Annotated in this window: 12 protein-coding genes; 10 read left to right on the top strand and 2 right to left on the bottom strand. The window is 62.7% G+C overall.

Features of this window, described 5'->3' with window-relative positions; translation table 11 throughout:
• The first annotated feature begins 461 nt into the window (after positions 1-461).
• Positions 462-1526 carry a histidinol-phosphate transaminase gene (gene hisC / locus G520_RS0111860; RefSeq protein WP_028535859.1) on the top strand — a complete coding sequence of 355 codons (1065 nt, stop codon included), beginning with the start codon at positions 462-464 and terminating at the stop codon, positions 1524-1526.
• Positions 1527-1538: 12 nt separating this feature from the next.
• Here hisC and pssA read toward each other — a convergent pair whose 3' ends face one another.
• Positions 1539-2882 (bottom strand): CDP-diacylglycerol--serine O-phosphatidyltransferase, encoded by a 1344-nt coding sequence (gene pssA, locus G520_RS0111855; protein ID WP_028535858.1) that lies wholly within the window; start codon positions 2880-2882, stop codon positions 1539-1541.
• 176 nt (positions 2883-3058) lie between these two features.
• Between pssA and G520_RS0111850 the strand changes: the two genes are divergently transcribed.
• The 9 genes from G520_RS0111850 to G520_RS0111810 all read left to right on the top strand — a co-directional run bounded on the left by G520_RS0111850 (position 3059) and on the right by G520_RS0111810 (position 13155).
• A complete protein-coding gene (locus tag G520_RS0111850) occupies positions 3059-3589 on the top strand; it encodes an RNA pyrophosphohydrolase (RefSeq protein ID WP_028535857.1) in 531 nt (176 codons plus the stop codon).
• A 78-nt stretch (positions 3590-3667) separates the two neighbouring features.
• Positions 3668-5632 (top strand): DNA topoisomerase IV subunit B, encoded by a 1965-nt coding sequence (parE, locus tag G520_RS0111845; RefSeq protein WP_028535856.1) that lies wholly within the window; start codon positions 3668-3670, stop codon positions 5630-5632.
• 111 nt (positions 5633-5743) lie between these two features.
• Positions 5744-6805, top strand: coding sequence for a uroporphyrinogen decarboxylase (gene hemE / locus G520_RS0111840; protein ID WP_028535855.1), 1062 nt, complete (start codon positions 5744-5746; stop codon positions 6803-6805).
• Between the two features lie 418 nt (positions 6806-7223).
• Complete coding sequence (locus G520_RS0111835; protein ID WP_028535854.1) at positions 7224-9404, top strand: primosomal protein N'; 2181 nt, start codon at positions 7224-7226, stop codon at positions 9402-9404.
• Positions 9405-9428: 24 nt separating this feature from the next.
• Positions 9429-10814 carry a D-alanyl-D-alanine carboxypeptidase/D-alanyl-D-alanine endopeptidase gene (dacB, locus tag G520_RS0111830; RefSeq protein WP_028535853.1) on the top strand — a complete coding sequence of 462 codons (1386 nt, stop codon included), beginning with the start codon at positions 9429-9431 and terminating at the stop codon, positions 10812-10814.
• A 56-nt stretch (positions 10815-10870) separates the two neighbouring features.
• Positions 10871-11128, top strand: a complete 258-nt coding sequence (gene grxC / locus G520_RS0111825) for a glutaredoxin 3 (RefSeq protein ID WP_028535852.1) — start codon at positions 10871-10873, stop codon at positions 11126-11128.
• A gap of 114 nt (positions 11129-11242) precedes the next feature.
• The gene (secB, locus tag G520_RS0111820; RefSeq protein WP_028535851.1) at positions 11243-11695 is read left to right on the top strand and encodes a protein-export chaperone SecB; all 453 of its coding nucleotides are present in this window, start codon (positions 11243-11245) and stop codon (positions 11693-11695) included.
• Entirely contained in the window at positions 11695-12138 is a 444-nt protein-coding gene (locus tag G520_RS0111815) for an SH3 domain-containing protein (protein ID WP_028535850.1), read from the top strand. The genes secB and G520_RS0111815 overlap by 1 nt, the downstream gene beginning before the upstream one ends.
• A 12-nt stretch (positions 12139-12150) precedes the next feature.
• Positions 12151-13155 (top strand): NAD(P)H-dependent glycerol-3-phosphate dehydrogenase, encoded by a 1005-nt coding sequence (locus tag G520_RS0111810; RefSeq protein WP_028535849.1) that lies wholly within the window; start codon positions 12151-12153, stop codon positions 13153-13155.
• A 31-nt stretch (positions 13156-13186) separates the two neighbouring features.
• Here G520_RS0111810 and G520_RS22565 read toward each other — a convergent pair whose 3' ends face one another.
• The gene (locus tag G520_RS22565; protein ID WP_211222819.1) at positions 13187-13765 is read right to left on the bottom strand and encodes a redoxin family protein; all 579 of its coding nucleotides are present in this window, start codon (positions 13763-13765) and stop codon (positions 13187-13189) included.
• Between the last annotated feature and the right edge of the window lie 107 nt (positions 13766-13872).

The raw sequence follows: 13872 nt of genomic DNA, 5'->3' as shown, positions 1-13872 counted from the left end.
CCCTGAACCTCCACGAACGAGACGCCCCAACCGCCCACGGGGACACTAGACTCCCGCGAACCCTACTCTCCGGGAGTGCTTGCCGCTGCGCGTCTCAATACCACCAGCACAGACGCTGGAAGCAGCCGATGCGAGACCCCGGCGGGGGTTTGACCGCCGTACTGCTGACGGCAGGGGCAGGCCCTTCGGCCGGAGCCGCCGCAGCCGCCAGCGGGAATGTGCCCAGGAAAACGAGTATAAACAGACTGTTCAAGCTGCATTTCATGTCATCACCTCGCTGAGAAAAGGCTCGGAAAGAGAGCCGCCCAGCTTCGAGGCCAGGAAAATACTTACGTTCAGTAAATTTTTCTGTGAAATAAGCCGCCGCTGACGCCCGGTCGTTTCATGCCGCCGTGCCGGTTTTAGGCCTGCAACTCTCCATGCTACTATGGTTCAGCCGATCAACTTTCCGCAAGAATGCAATGAGCAAATTCTGGAGTCCCGTCGTCCATTCTCTGACCCCGTATGTGCCGGGCGAACAGCCGAAAATATCGGGTCTGATCAAGCTGAATACCAACGAAAACCCCTATGGTCCGTCTCCGCGTGCCGTCGAGGCGATGCAGCGTGCCCTGGGCGATTCGCTGCGGCTCTATCCAGATCCTGGGTCCGATGCGCTGCGTTCGACGCTTGCCGCCTATCATGGTATCGGCACGGAGCAGGTTTTCGTCGGCAACGGCTCCGACGAAGTGCTGGCGGTGGTGTTTCAGGCCCTGCTTGACCACGAGCAGGCGCTCTTGTTCCCGGATATTAGCTACAGCTTCTACCCTGTCTACTGCGGCTTGTACGGTATCGCGTACCGCCAGGTTCCGCTAAACGACAAAATGGAAATCGACGTAGACGATTATAGGGGGCCCTGCGGCGCCATCATTTTTCCGAACCCCAATGCGCCGACCGGCATTGCCTTGCCGCTCGCGGCCATCGAGCGTCTGCTGCAAGCGCAACCGGAGCGGGTGGTGGTTATCGATGAAGCCTATGTCGACTTCGGTGTGGAGAGTGCGGTCAGCCTGATCGGGCGCTATCCCAATCTGCTCGTGGTGCAGACCTTGTCCAAGTCGCGCTCGCTGGCCGGCTTGCGTGTCGGCACCGCCTATGGCTCAACCGAACTGATCGCCGGGCTGGAGCGGGTCAAAAACAGCTTCAATTCGTACCCGCTCGATCGCGTGGCACAGGCGGGGGCGATCGCTGCCTATCAGGATGAGGCCTATTTTCAGCAAACCCGGCAAGCCATCATCGCCACCCGGGAAGCCCTGAGCGCGAGCCTTGGACAACTGGGATTCGAGGTATTGCCGTCGGGCGCCAATTTCGTCTTTGTCCGGCATCCGCGCTGCGATGCGGCACGCCTGGCAGCCGGCTTGCGCGAGCGGGCAATCATCGTTCGTCATTTCCACTCGCCGCGGATCGATCAATATCTGCGGATAACGATAGGAACCGACGACGAATGCGCCGCGCTGGTGGCCGCCTTGACCGAACTGCTGCCTGCGCTCTGAGCCGCGCGCGTCTCAGAGGATGCGGTAGAGCAGACGGTCGATGCGAACCCGGCTGAGCCGGGTCAATAGCTTGCGTACGGCTTCCGGATACTGCCCGAGGCGCTCGAGTTGGCGGTAATGCTCGATCGGGCGGGTCCGGGCGAGGATGGTGTCCAGTTCTTCGCGCTTCTGTCCGGCGAGTTCCTGCCGCGGGTCGTGGATGAGCAGCGCGTTTTCCAGATCCAGGCTGAACGCGCGTGGGTTCAGGTTGTTGCCTGTAATCAGGTGCAGACGTTCGTCTATCCACAGCCCTTTCAAATGGTAGCTGTTGTCGCCGTCCCGCCACAGATGGATCTTCAGCTGCCCCTGTTCCAGCGTCTTGCGATGGCGGCGCGCAAAGCGGCGAAGATTGATCTCGTAGAGATAAGGCAGGGCCCCGATGACCTTGAACGGTTCGCTGGGCGGGATGAAAAAATCGTTGGCGGTCTTGTCGCCGACGATGATTTCGACCGTGACGCCACGATTGATCAGACGATTGACTTCGCGCGTGACCGGCTTGGGGAAGTTGAAGTACGGCGTGCAGATGATCAGGTGATGTTCGGTCTGCCTGATCAGGTCGACAATGATACGGTTGAGTGCATTATTGCGGCCGACGCCTATCAGCGGTGTGACCGCGAGCGTGGCGGGCAGTGCGGTCGCCTGTGATGTGTCGTAGCGTACGCTCATCAAGTGCTTGCGCAGCTCGCGGATTTCCCTGCGCAGCGTCCGTGTCGGCGGCGTATCGGCGAGGTCTAGCCGGTGCACGGCCGGAGAGGCCAGCAGGTGTTGCTGCAACAGATTGACCATGCTGTCGGCCAGCGTCGGGCAGTCGATGCACTGATAGCGGTCGTGGCGGTATTTCTGCAATTTGTGCAGATAGACATTATTGAGGCTGGCACCGCTGTAGAGCACGGTATCGTCGATGACGAAGCCCTTGAGGTGCAATACTCCGAACAGCTCGCGGGTCTGAACCGGTACGCCGTAGATCGGAACCTCAGTGCTCATTTCCTGCGTGATACTGCGGTACCAGGCCGCATTGCCGCTCTGCTTGCCTTCGCCGATGAGCCCGCGTTGTGCGCGGTGCCAGTCGACAAGTACACAAATGTCCAGTTCGGGCCTGAGAGCCCGGGCAGCGTGCAGCGCGCGCAGGATCTCTTCGCCGGCTTCGTCGTTTTGCAGATAAAGCGCAGTCAGATAAATGCGCTGGCGTGCGGACGCGATCAGATCGAGCAGGGTACGCCGCAGATCGGCGGCGCATAGCAGGGTCCGGACCGAACCGCTTTGCAAAGGAAAGCGCGGAAGTTGTTCCGGGGTGGGACGTAGTGATAAAAACGCCATGGCAGCTGGAATCGGCAGGATAGACCGCAGACACTAAAGCTAGGCATGTTATCACTACTGGGGGGCGCTGTGTCCCGTCGCTGAGCCGGAAGCCGCCGCCGAGACCAATGCTCGCATGGCATAGCATGCGGAAATGTGCAAAAATTCAGTCAACGAGACGAATTGTAGGTTTTTTCATGCTGGACCGGGACGGATATCGCCCCAATGTCGGAATAGTCCTGATCAACGCGCACAGCGAAGTATTCTGGGGCAAGCGTGTGCGCGAACACTCATGGCAGTTCCCACAGGGGGGCATCAAGCCTGGCGAAAGCCCCGAGGCCGCGATGTATCGCGAGCTGCTGGAAGAAGTCGGGCTTTTGCCACAACATGTGAGGATTCTTGGCCGCACACGCGACTGGCTGCGCTACGATGTCCCCAGCAATTGGGTGCGGCGCGAATGGCGTGGCAGTTACAAGGGCCAGAAACAGATCTGGTTTCTGCTGAAACTGGTCGGTCGCGATTGCGACGTCTGTCTGCGCGCGACCAACCACCCCGAGTTCGATGGCTGGCGCTGGAACGAATACTGGGCGCCGATCGATTCTGTTATCGAGTTCAAACGCGACGTCTATGAACGAGCCTTGCGGGAGCTGTCCCGCTTCGTCAAGGGTGTGGAATCGCGCGAGGATTTCCTCGGGCGGCAACCTGCCCTGCATGGCCGGGGCGACTAAGCCCCCGGGCCTTCCATTCAATGCGCCCCGCGCTTGCCGCCGTGGCGTGTTTTCACTGCGAATTCATTCATTCAAGCCATGACCCAACAGTACGACGAATCCTCGGTCCGGGTGCTCAAGGGCCTCGAGCCGGTCAAAGAGCGTCCGGGGATGTATACCCGGACCACCGATCCGACCCATATCTGTCAGGAAGTCATCGATAATGCGGCCGACGAAGCCCTGGGCGGCTACGCGCGCAAGATCGCGGTGACGGTACATCTGGACGGCTCCCTCTCGGTCGAAGACGACGGCCGCGGCATTCCTGTCGGCCTCCATCCTACCGAAGGCGTGGCGGTGGTCGAGCTGGTTTTCACCCGCTTGCACGCCGGGGGCAAGTTCAACAAGAAGGATGGCGGTGCCTATGCCTTCTCCGGCGGTCTGCACGGCGTCGGCGTGTCAGTGACCAATGCCTTGTCGACACGACTCGAAGTCGAGGTCAAGCGTGAGGGTGGGGTTTACCGCATGGCCTTCTCCGGTGGCGATGTGGTCGAAGCCCTGGCGCGGGTCGGCGACTGCGGCGCGAGAACCAGCGGCACCCGGGTGCGGGTATGGCCGGATGGCCGTTATTTCGAAAGTCCGCGCTATTCGATGCCGGAGCTGGAACGGCTGCTGCGCGCCAAGGCGGTGCTATTGCCGGGCGTTGCGGTCAGCCTTGTGCTCGAGCGGGCTGGAGGGGATGAAGTCAAGGCCTGGCATTATCCGGACGGCTTGAAGAGCTATCTGGTCGAGTTGTGCAACGGCGACGAGCCGGTCGCTCCCTTTTTTGCCGGCGAGGCCTATATCAGCGGCGAGCATGAGCAATTCGCGGTCGGCGAGGGCGCGCAGTGGGCGCTGGCCTGGTTTGAAGAGGCCGCCGGTGGCGAAAGCTATGTCAACCTGATCCCGACCTCGTCCGGCGGCACGCATGAAGCCGGTATGCGTGCCGGCGTGTACGAGGCCGTCAAGAGTTTTGTCGATCACCACAACCTGCTTCCGCGCGGTGTGAAGTTGATGGCCGAAGACGTCTGGAGCCGCGTGCGTTATGTCTTGTCGGCGCGCGTGCTCGATCCTCAGTTCCAGGGGCAGACCAAGGAAAAACTGACCAGTCGCGACGCGTTGAAATTGATTTCCGGATTGACGCGCGACCCGGTTGAATTGTGGCTCAACCAGAATGTCGAAGCCGGCAAGAAAATTGCAGAACTCGCGATACGGCAGGCGCAGAGCCGCCTGAAGTCGGTCAAGAAAGTCGAAAAGAAAAAAGGCTCCGGCGTCGCGGTGTTGCCGGGAAAGCTGACCGATTGCGAAAGCGAAGATATTCTGCGCAACGAGTTGTTTCTGGTCGAGGGCGACTCGGCCGGCGGTTCGGCCAAGCTCGCGCGCGACAAGGAATACCAGGCGATTCTGCCGCTGCGCGGCAAAGTTCTAAATAGTTGGGAGACCGACAAGGACCAGCTGTTTTCCAACGCTGAAATCCACGACATGGCGGTCGCGATCGGCGTCGATCCGCATGCTCCTGGCGAAGCGGCCGACCTGTCGGGGCTGCGCTATGGCAAGATTGCCATCCTGTCCGATGCCGACGTCGACGGTTCCCATATCCAGGTGTTGTTGCTGACGCTGTTCTATCGCCATTTCTCGGCGCTGCTGAACGGTGGGCACATTTTCGTGGCCCAGCCGCCGCTGTTTCGCGTCGACGTGCCGGGACAGGGCAAGGTGCGGCCGCCGAAGAAGTTGTACGCGCTGGACGAGGCCGAGCTCGAGGCCATCCTCGAACGCCTGCGTAGCGAAGGCGTGCGCGAGAACGCGTGGGGGATCAGCCGCTTCAAGGGGCTGGGCGAAATGAATCCGGAGCAATTGAAGGATACGACCATGCATCCGGATACCCGTCGCCTGTCGCGGGTCCAGGTCCGGCCGCAGGGCGAAGACGATACCCGGCGCCTGTTCGGCATGCTGATGGGCAAGGGCGAGGCGGCGGGGCGGCGCAGCTGGATGGAGGCCCGCGGCAACGAGGTCGAAGTCGATATCTGATGTGCGGACAGTCCGGCGGCGGCTAGCCGGACTGCTGCACCGATTGCAAGCGGCGTGCCGTCCGTGGACGCGCACGTTATAATCTGCGCTCCCCACTCTCACGGTCGCATCATGACGTCGCTAAAAAACGATACTTTTCTGCGTGCCCTGTTGCGGCAGCCCGTTGATTACACCCCGGTCTGGATGATGCGCCAGGCCGGACGGTATCTGCCGGAGTACCGGGAAACGCGCGCGCGCGCCGGGAGCTTCATGCAGCTGTGCATGAATCCGGAACTGGCCTGTGAAGTCACTCTGCAGCCCTTGCGGCGCTTCCCGCTCGATGCGGCGATTCTGTTTTCGGATATATTGACCATCCCTGATGCGATGGGGCTAGGGCTGTCTTTTGCCGAGGGCGAGGGGCCGCGCTTCGAGCGTCCGCTGCGCGACGAGCGCTCTATTCTCAAATTGGCGGCGCCCGACCCGACCGACAAGCTGCGCTATGTGCTGGATGCTGTGTCCACCATACGCCGTGCGTTGGACGGTACGGTACCACTGATCGGTTTTTCGGGCAGTCCATTCACCTTGGCCTGCTACATGGTCGAAGGCCGCGGCAGCGACGATTTTCGCCATCTGAAGGCGATGCTCTATTCCGAACCGGCCTTGCTGCATCGTATTCTCGAGGTCAATGCGACCGCAGTGACGGCCTATCTTAATGCCCAGATCGAAGCCGGCGCGCAAGCGGTGCAGATTTTCGATACCTGGGGCGGGGCGTTGACGGCAGCCGCCTTCCGCGAGTTTTCGCTGGCCTACACCGAACGCATCATCGCCGGACTCAAGCGCGAGCACGAAGGACGGCGCGTCCCCTGTATCGTGTTTACCAAAGGGGGCGGGCAATGGCTGGACGCGATCGCCGCTTGCGGCGCCGATGCCGTCGGTCTCGACTGGACCACCGAGTTGGGGGCCGCACGGCGCCGGATCGGGGACCGGGTCGCGCTGCAGGGCAATCTCGACCCCAATGTGTTGTTCGGCTCGCCGGCGGCGATTCGCTCGGAAGTCGCGCGCGTGCTCGCCGATTTCGGTCCTGGCGACGGCCATGTGTTCAATCTCGGCCACGGGATCTCACAGCATGTCGATCCCGACCATGCGGCAATTCTGGTGGATGCCGTCCATAGTCTGTCGCGGCGTTCGGCTTGACACTTCTCGCCATTACATGTGAATAACTGAGAAAGCGAACGATTTATGCTCGGGGGGTATCAGAGGCCGTCGGTGCTGGTTTTCCAGTTTGCCCCACGCGTCATCCGCACAGCCTGGAACGTCTTCCGCACAGGGGCTTGACAGCTTGGCCGGGTGTCGTTCCACGAGTTATGCACACTTGCTACCTGCTCATACCTTCCTTGTCAATAGAGATGGTCAGCTTTGGTGCCTTCATTTTAACGTCTTGAAAACAAAGACATTTAACATTTGCTTAAAATTTGTGCAATCTAGACGGAGGGCGGCCCACAGGGCTTTTCGCGTAAGGAGAGCACGGTTACTCACAAATTTATCCACAGGTTCTGTGAACAGGCTGCGCAAAGGCTTGTCGCAGCAGGGCTTTGGGACTATGGAGCGGTAAATGGCAGAACAGCGCCAAGTGCGTATCGCTGTCGATGTGCCCCTTTTTGGAACGTTCAGCTACTTGACCGATCTAACGCTCGTCGATGGCCAACGCGTTCAGGTTCCCTTCGGCCCGCGCAAACTCTGTGGCATAGTTGCGAACCTGATACCCGGGGAGGGTGTCGATCCTTCGCGATTGAAGCCTGTCCTCGCCGTGTTCGACGAATTGCCGGCACTGCCCGCCGAGTTTCTGGAACTGATCCGGTTCTGTGCGAGCTACTATCACTATCCCTTTGGGCAAACCCTGTTCACCGCGCTGCCGACCGCGATGCGGGATGCCGCGCCGGTGCGGGTACGGGACGAGCGCGACTGGCGCCTTTCCGCTGCCGGTTGTCGCGAGGCCGGGCCCGCCGCGCGTCAGAAAGCCCGCCTTGCTCTGTGGCAGGCCTTGCTCGCCGGCGCACAGTCGACATCCATGCTGCGTTCGATTACGCCCCAGGCCGGCAAGTGGTTGAGCGAATGGTCCGATCTGGGCTGGGTGGAGCGGGTGGAGGCCGGGGGCATGGAGTGCGCCGTCAGCGACCGGCCCGAACTCACGGGCGAGCAGCAGGCCGCGCTGAACGCGATTCTCGGCGCTGGCGCCGGGTTTGCCCCCTGGGTATTGCATGGTGTGACCGGAAGCGGCAAGACCGAAGTCTATCTGCGGCTGATCGAGCGCGAATTGCTGGCAGGGCGTCAGGCGCTGGTGCTTGTTCCTGAAATCAATCTGACCCCCCAGTTACTGGAGCGCTTCGCATCGCGCTTTCCTGCCACTCGCCTGGCCGTGCTGCACAGTCATTTGTCCGATGGCGAGCGTCTCAACGCCTGGCTCGATGCCTGGCTTGGCCGGGCCGGCATCGTGATCGGCACGCGCTTGTCGGTGTTCGTGCCCCTGCCCAGGGTCGGCCTGATTGTTGTCGATGAAGAGCATGACGGCTCGTTCAAACAGCAGGACGGCCTGCGCTACCATGCGCGCGATCTGGCGATCTGGCGCGCGCGTCGTGCCGGCGTCCCCATCGTGCTGGGGAGTGCGACCCCGAGTCTGGAAACGATGAGCAATGTCGATGCCGGGCGTTACCGCCGTATCGTGCTCACCCAGCGCGCGCACGCCGAGGCGAGGTTGCCGCAGGTCCGGCTGGTCGATATCCGTCGCATGAAACGGATCGAGGGCCTGGCCGAACCTGCGCTGGAGGCCCTGTCGGGCGCGGTTGCGCAACGTCAGCTCAGCCTGGTCTATATCAATCGCCGAGGATTTGCGCCGGTGGTGGCCTGCGGCGAATGCGGCTGGACCTCGGGCTGCTCGCGTTGCAGTGCCAAGCTGGTGGTGCATCTGCGCGAGCGCATCCTCCGCTGCCATCATTGCGGCTGGGAGGAGGCGGTGCCGAAGGTCTGCCCGACATGCGGCAATGTGGATATACGGCCGCTGGGCGAGGGAACGCAGCGGCTTGAGGCCGGGTTGACGCGCATGATTCCCGGCGCCCGCGTGTTGCGCATCGATCGCGACACGACGCAGCACAAACAAGCCTGGGACGAAATATACCGCAAGGTGCAGGCGGGGGAGGTCGACATCCTGGTGGGTACGCAGATGCTGGCCAAGGGGCATGATTTCGGTGCAATGAGTCTGGTCGTGGTGGTGAACGCCGATGGAGGCTTGTATTCGGCCGACTACCGCGCCTCGGAGCGACTGTTTGCCCAGTTGCTGCAAGTCGCCGGCCGGGCGGGGCGCGCCGGGACGCCGGGGCGTGTGCTGGTGCAGACCCAGTGGCCGGATCATCCTCTTTACCAGGCCTTGTTGACGCATGACTTCGACGGCTATGCCGCGCAGCTGCTGCGCGAACGCAGGGAGGCCGGATTCCCGCCGGCCTGCCATCAAGCCATGTTGCGCGCGGATGCGCGCACGCTGGAAGAGGCCGAGGCCTTCCTAAAATCGGTCCGTGCCTGCGCCGATGCGTTCGCCGGCGAGGTCAGAATCTCGGGACCGGCCCCCGCCTTGATGGTCCGCCTCGCCAATCGCGAGCGTGCACAGTTGGTGTTTGAAGTCGGGCAGCGACCGGCATTGCACCATTTTCTGAATCAGCTGCAGTCCTGCGTGGAAGAGCTTGCGCGCCGCCACGGTCACGGCCTGCGGTGGTCGCTCGATGTCGATCCGCAGGAAATGTAAGGTCCGGGGCGGGAGGAGAAATAGATGAGATGGTCGGGTTTCCTGTTCTGGCTGGCGGTCTTGCCCGCGCATGCACTCGATTTGCACGGGATCGCGCCGGACGAAATTGCCATCTGGGCGGCTCCGGTGGAGGGCGATGCGGTATGGGCCGCGCACCGGGCCGATGTCGCGGTCAATCCAGCCTCGACGATGAAGCTGTTGACCAGTTGGGTGGCATTGACCCGCTTGACTCCCGATTACACCTGGTCGACCGAGTTGCGCTCTGAAGCCGCGGTGCAAGGCGATACGCTGCAGGGTGATCTGTACTGGGTCGGCAGCGGTGAGCCGCGTTTTTACCGCGACCGGCTCGATGCCTTGCTTGCGCAGTTGCGCGAGCGGGGCATTCGCCATCTAGGCGGCCGGCTCGTGCTCGATGGCAGTGCCTTCACCTCGCTCGGCGCTGCCGACGGTTTCGATGCCGACGAAGGGCGCAGCTTTATGACGCAACCGTCGGCGCTGCTCACCAACCTCAACGCTGCGTGGCTGCATTTCTACGTCGCTGACGGAAAGATGCGCCTGGCCCTGGATCCGCCGCTGGCCGGGGTGAGACTCGAGAATGCCTTACGCGTGGGTGCAGAGGGGGCCTGCGGCGATGTCAGGCGCCATGTCAGCATCGAGGTCCGCCCCGATCTGATTCGCGCGCAGGGAGCCTTGCCGCCGGCTTGCGACGGGAGTTCGACTTATGTGACGCCACTGTCCCCCGAGGCGTTCGCCGCTGCCGCCTTCATCGGGTTGTGGCAGGCAGAAGGCGGGACGGGACCGGGGGGGTGGGGTGTGGGGCGGACCCCCGCCGCGTCGCGGGAGGTGGCACAGAGCCGCTCCGAGCCACTGGCCCGCATGCTGCCCGATATGAACAAGTACAGCAGCAATCCGATGGCACGCCTGCTGTTTCTGACACTCGGGCGTTCGGCCGGTGGCAGCGACACTCCGCGCGATGCCGATCGACTGGTGCGCAGCACGCTGGCCGCTGCGCGTATCGATGCGGGCGGACTCGCGCTCGAAAACGGCGCCGGACTGTCGCGGCGCGAGCGCGTGAGCGCCCGCCTGCTGGGCGAAGTGTTGCGCGCAGCGGCGCGCGGGCCCTATAGCGGCGATTTCCTGGCCAGCTTGCCGGTCGCCGGGGAGGAGGGCACGCTGAAGCACCGCTTCGGCGATCTGGGCGCGCGCTTGCACCTGAAGACGGGGACGCTGGACGGAGTTCGCGCGCTGGCCGGTTACTGGCTGGCGCCGGACGGGCGCCGCCTGGTTCTGGTCGCCATCGTCAATGCCCGCGATGCCGAGCGCAAGAAGGCGGCTCTGGATGCCGTGGTCGGCGATCTCGTGCAGCGTTTCGCGTCGTATAATGATAGCGATGGCGTCGCAGGACGCTGAACGCGCCGTCCGCGACAATCCGTCGCTGACGTGCAATTCGAGAGCAAGGAAAGTCGATGCAAACAGTCACTCTATACACGACGGCTACATGCCCTTACTGCGTGCGCGCCAAGGCGTTGCTGATGAGCAAGGGCGTGGCCGGGCTGACCGAAATCCGGGTCGATCTGGACGCGTCCGAGCGCGAAAAAATGATGGCGCTGACCGGGCGGCGTACGGTGCCTCAGATTTTTATCGGCGAAACGCATGTGGGCGGTTGCGACGATTTGATCGCGCTCAACAGTTCCGGAAAACTGGATGTGCTTCTGGCGCTGTGAGCGGTTGGCTTGCGCCCGATATTCATGCGATGATTCCTCCTTGGCGGCCTGGCCGCTCCGACTATAAATCCATCACGCGTCAGGGCTCGCGCCCGGCGCACTGCGAGATACGACATGAGTGAACAACAAGAGCTGCAGCCGGTTTTCTCCATCGAAAAAATCTATGTGAAAGACCTCTCGCTGGAAGTTCCCGGTGCGCCCGAGGTTTTCCTGGAGCAAGCCCAGCCGGAAATCGACATGCAGCTGTCGTCGGAATCCAAATCGGTTGATGAAGGGTATTACGATTGCACGCTGACCGTCACGGTCACCGCCAAAGTTGCCGACAAGACCCTGTTCCTGGTCGAAGTGGCCCAGGCCGGCATTTTCCAGATCCGCGACGTTCCCACGGAAGATCTCGATCCTATCCTGGGCGTGGCCTGCCCGAACATCCTGTTCCCGTATGCGCGCGAGACGGTGTCCAATCTGGTGAACCGCGCCGGCTTTCCGCCGGTGCTGCTGTCGCCGATCAATTTCGAAGCACTGTACATGCAGCAGCGTGCGCAACAGGCAGAGGCCGGGAACGCCTGATGCGTTGCGGGCGCGCTTTTTTCGTTCTGCTGCTCGCCTGCCATGCGCAGTGGGCCGCGGCGCTGGACTTCCGTTCGGTGAAGGAAACCGGGGTGGCCCTGTACGAGGAGCCGTCCCTGGCCGCCCGCAAGCTGTTCGTGGTCAGTCGCTACTATCCGGTCGAGGTGATGACGGTACAGAACGACTGGTCGCGGGTTCGCGATGCGACCGGGGGCATCGCATGGATTCCGAGTGCGGGACTGAGCAAGCGGCACATGCTGCTGGTGACGGCCGAGCGTTCGGAAGCCCATGCCGCGCCCGACGCCAAATCCGCGCGCCTGTACACCATCGCTCGCGATGGCGTGGTCGAGATGATTGCGCCGCCGCAGGCGGGCTGGGTCAAGGTGCATCATCGCGATGGCGGTGACGGCTTTGTCCGGATCGATGATTTCTGGGGTTTGTGAGCGGGGGACGCGATGAAACTGGCTGTTCTGGGGGCGGGTGCATGGGGAACGGCCCTGGCCATCGCCTTTGCCCGACACCACCATGTGACGTTGTGGGCGCGCAATGGCGCTCACGTTGCCGAACTCGGGGCTAGCCGCGTCAATCAGCGCTATCTGCCCGAGGCGCCTTTTCCCGAGACCTTGTCGCTGGAGGCCGATCTGGCCGCTGCCGTGGCGGGGGTCGACCTGATTCTGGTCGTGACGCCGATCGCCGGTTTCCGGGCGACCTTGTGTGCGCTCAAAGAGGCCGCGCCAGCGCTGCCGCCGCTGCTGTGGGCGTGCAAGGGCTTTGAATCGGGATCCAGCCTGCTGCCGCATCAGGTCATGGCGGAAGAGTTTCCGACCCATGCCGAGTGCGGTGCTCTTTCCGGCCCGAGCTTCGCCCGCGAAGTCGCGGCCGGCCTGCCGGCGGCGGTCACCATCGCCTCGGATGACGAGGTGTTTGCACGCAGGATGGCACGCGACTGGCATAGCCCCTTGCTGCGGCTGTACGCCAATAACGATCTGGTTGGGGTCGAGGTGGGCGGGGCGGTCAAAAACGTGATGGCGATCGCAACCGGGGTTGCCGACGGGCTGGGCTTCGGCATGAATGCGCGCGCGGCGCTGATTACCCGCGGGCTGGCTGAAATCACGCGCCTGGCCGTGGCGCTGGGGGCGAGTCAGCAGACGATGATGGGCCTGGCCGGCATGGGGGATCTGATCCTGACCTGTACCGGCGCCTTGTCCCGCAACCGACAGGTCGGGCTCAAGCTGGCGGAAGGCAAGCCGCTGGCGACCATCCTGCAGGAACTCGGCCATGTGGCGGAGGGCGTGCCTACTGCACGCGAAGTGCTAACCATGGCCGAGCGGCTCGAAGTGGACATGCCGATCACGGCTGCCGTCTGCGGCTTGCTGTATCACGGTGCCGAGCCGGGACGGGCGGTGGACGAACTGCTGAACCGCGCGCCCAAGTCCGAATCGGGCACTTATCTGATGTGATCTCCGGCACGCGCAGCTGCCGCGCGCCTCATCACCCCCCGCTTTCTTCCCCGGTTGCATCGCGCGCCTGCTTGGCTGCATTGCGCGCGAGTTCCAGCGCATGGAAGCGCGCTGCGATGGCATCGAAGTTGAAGTCGGCCTGGGTGTCGTGTAGACGTTCCGAATAGAGTACGCGGTTGTCGCCATCGGCGAGAATCAGGGCCGGGGCCGTGTAGCCGGCCAACGGGTACTCGGTGATCAGCACGCCGTAGCGTTTGTGGAAATCGCGGCCGCGCAGGGTCGACAACAGGATGGCGTGGGGCAGGCCATGCTCCTTGCGGGCGCGGCGAAGCGTGGATGGCGAGTCGACGGTGATGACGATCAACTGCAAATCCGGCCAGCGTTCGAGCTGGCGCAGGGTGTTTTGTAGCAGGCGCAGCCCGCCATGGCTGTCTTCATCGAGCGACAGCAGGGTCAGGATAGCCTTGGGGCGGCTGCCGAAATGCTCGAGTGCGACATCGCTGCACTTATCGTCGACCAGCATGAAGCTGGGCAGCGTTTGTCCGAGAATGGGGAAGTCGCCACTGACAGGCAGGGTCTCTTCGCCGTATACCAGTGTGAATTGATCCATGGCCGTTTCCTTGTCGATGATCTTCTAATGGTGGAACCGGCAAGGGCAAAGGTCAACCTGAGGTTTCAGGCAGATTGCAGCGAGGCGGCCGTGCCGGCCACCACGCC

The organism is Paludibacterium yongneupense DSM 18731, from assembly GCF_000422925.1.
Taxonomy (GTDB): Bacteria; Pseudomonadota; Gammaproteobacteria; order Burkholderiales; family Chromobacteriaceae; genus Paludibacterium; species Paludibacterium yongneupense.
Note: the sequence above shows the minus strand (reverse complement) of the source record. Positions and strands in the feature narration are given on the sequence as shown.

Excerpts from the sequence above, each read along its gene's own strand:
- pssA (WP_028535858.1), bottom strand. The coding sequence starts at position 2,882 with ATGGCGTTTTTATCACTACGTCCCACCCCGGAACAACTTCCGCGCTTT.
- hemE (WP_028535855.1), top strand. The coding sequence starts at position 5,744 with ATGACGTCGCTAAAAAACGATACTTTTCTGCGTGCCCTGTTGCGGCAG.
- G520_RS0111835 (WP_028535854.1), top strand. The coding sequence starts at position 7,224 with ATGGCAGAACAGCGCCAAGTGCGTATCGCTGTCGATGTGCCCCTTTTT.
- G520_RS0111850 (WP_028535857.1), top strand. The coding sequence starts at position 3,059 with ATGCTGGACCGGGACGGATATCGCCCCAATGTCGGAATAGTCCTGATC.
- dacB (WP_028535853.1), top strand. The coding sequence starts at position 9,429 with ATGAGATGGTCGGGTTTCCTGTTCTGGCTGGCGGTCTTGCCCGCGCAT.
- G520_RS22565 (WP_211222819.1), bottom strand. The coding sequence starts at position 13,765 with ATGGATCAATTCACACTGGTATACGGCGAAGAGACCCTGCCTGTCAGT.
- grxC (WP_028535852.1), top strand. The coding sequence starts at position 10,871 with ATGCAAACAGTCACTCTATACACGACGGCTACATGCCCTTACTGCGTG.
- G520_RS0111815 (WP_028535850.1), top strand. The coding sequence starts at position 11,695 with ATGCGTTGCGGGCGCGCTTTTTTCGTTCTGCTGCTCGCCTGCCATGCG.
- hisC (WP_028535859.1), top strand. The coding sequence starts at position 462 with ATGAGCAAATTCTGGAGTCCCGTCGTCCATTCTCTGACCCCGTATGTG.
- parE (WP_028535856.1), top strand. The coding sequence starts at position 3,668 with ATGACCCAACAGTACGACGAATCCTCGGTCCGGGTGCTCAAGGGCCTC.
- secB (WP_028535851.1), top strand. The coding sequence starts at position 11,243 with ATGAGTGAACAACAAGAGCTGCAGCCGGTTTTCTCCATCGAAAAAATC.
- G520_RS0111810 (WP_028535849.1), top strand. The coding sequence starts at position 12,151 with ATGAAACTGGCTGTTCTGGGGGCGGGTGCATGGGGAACGGCCCTGGCC.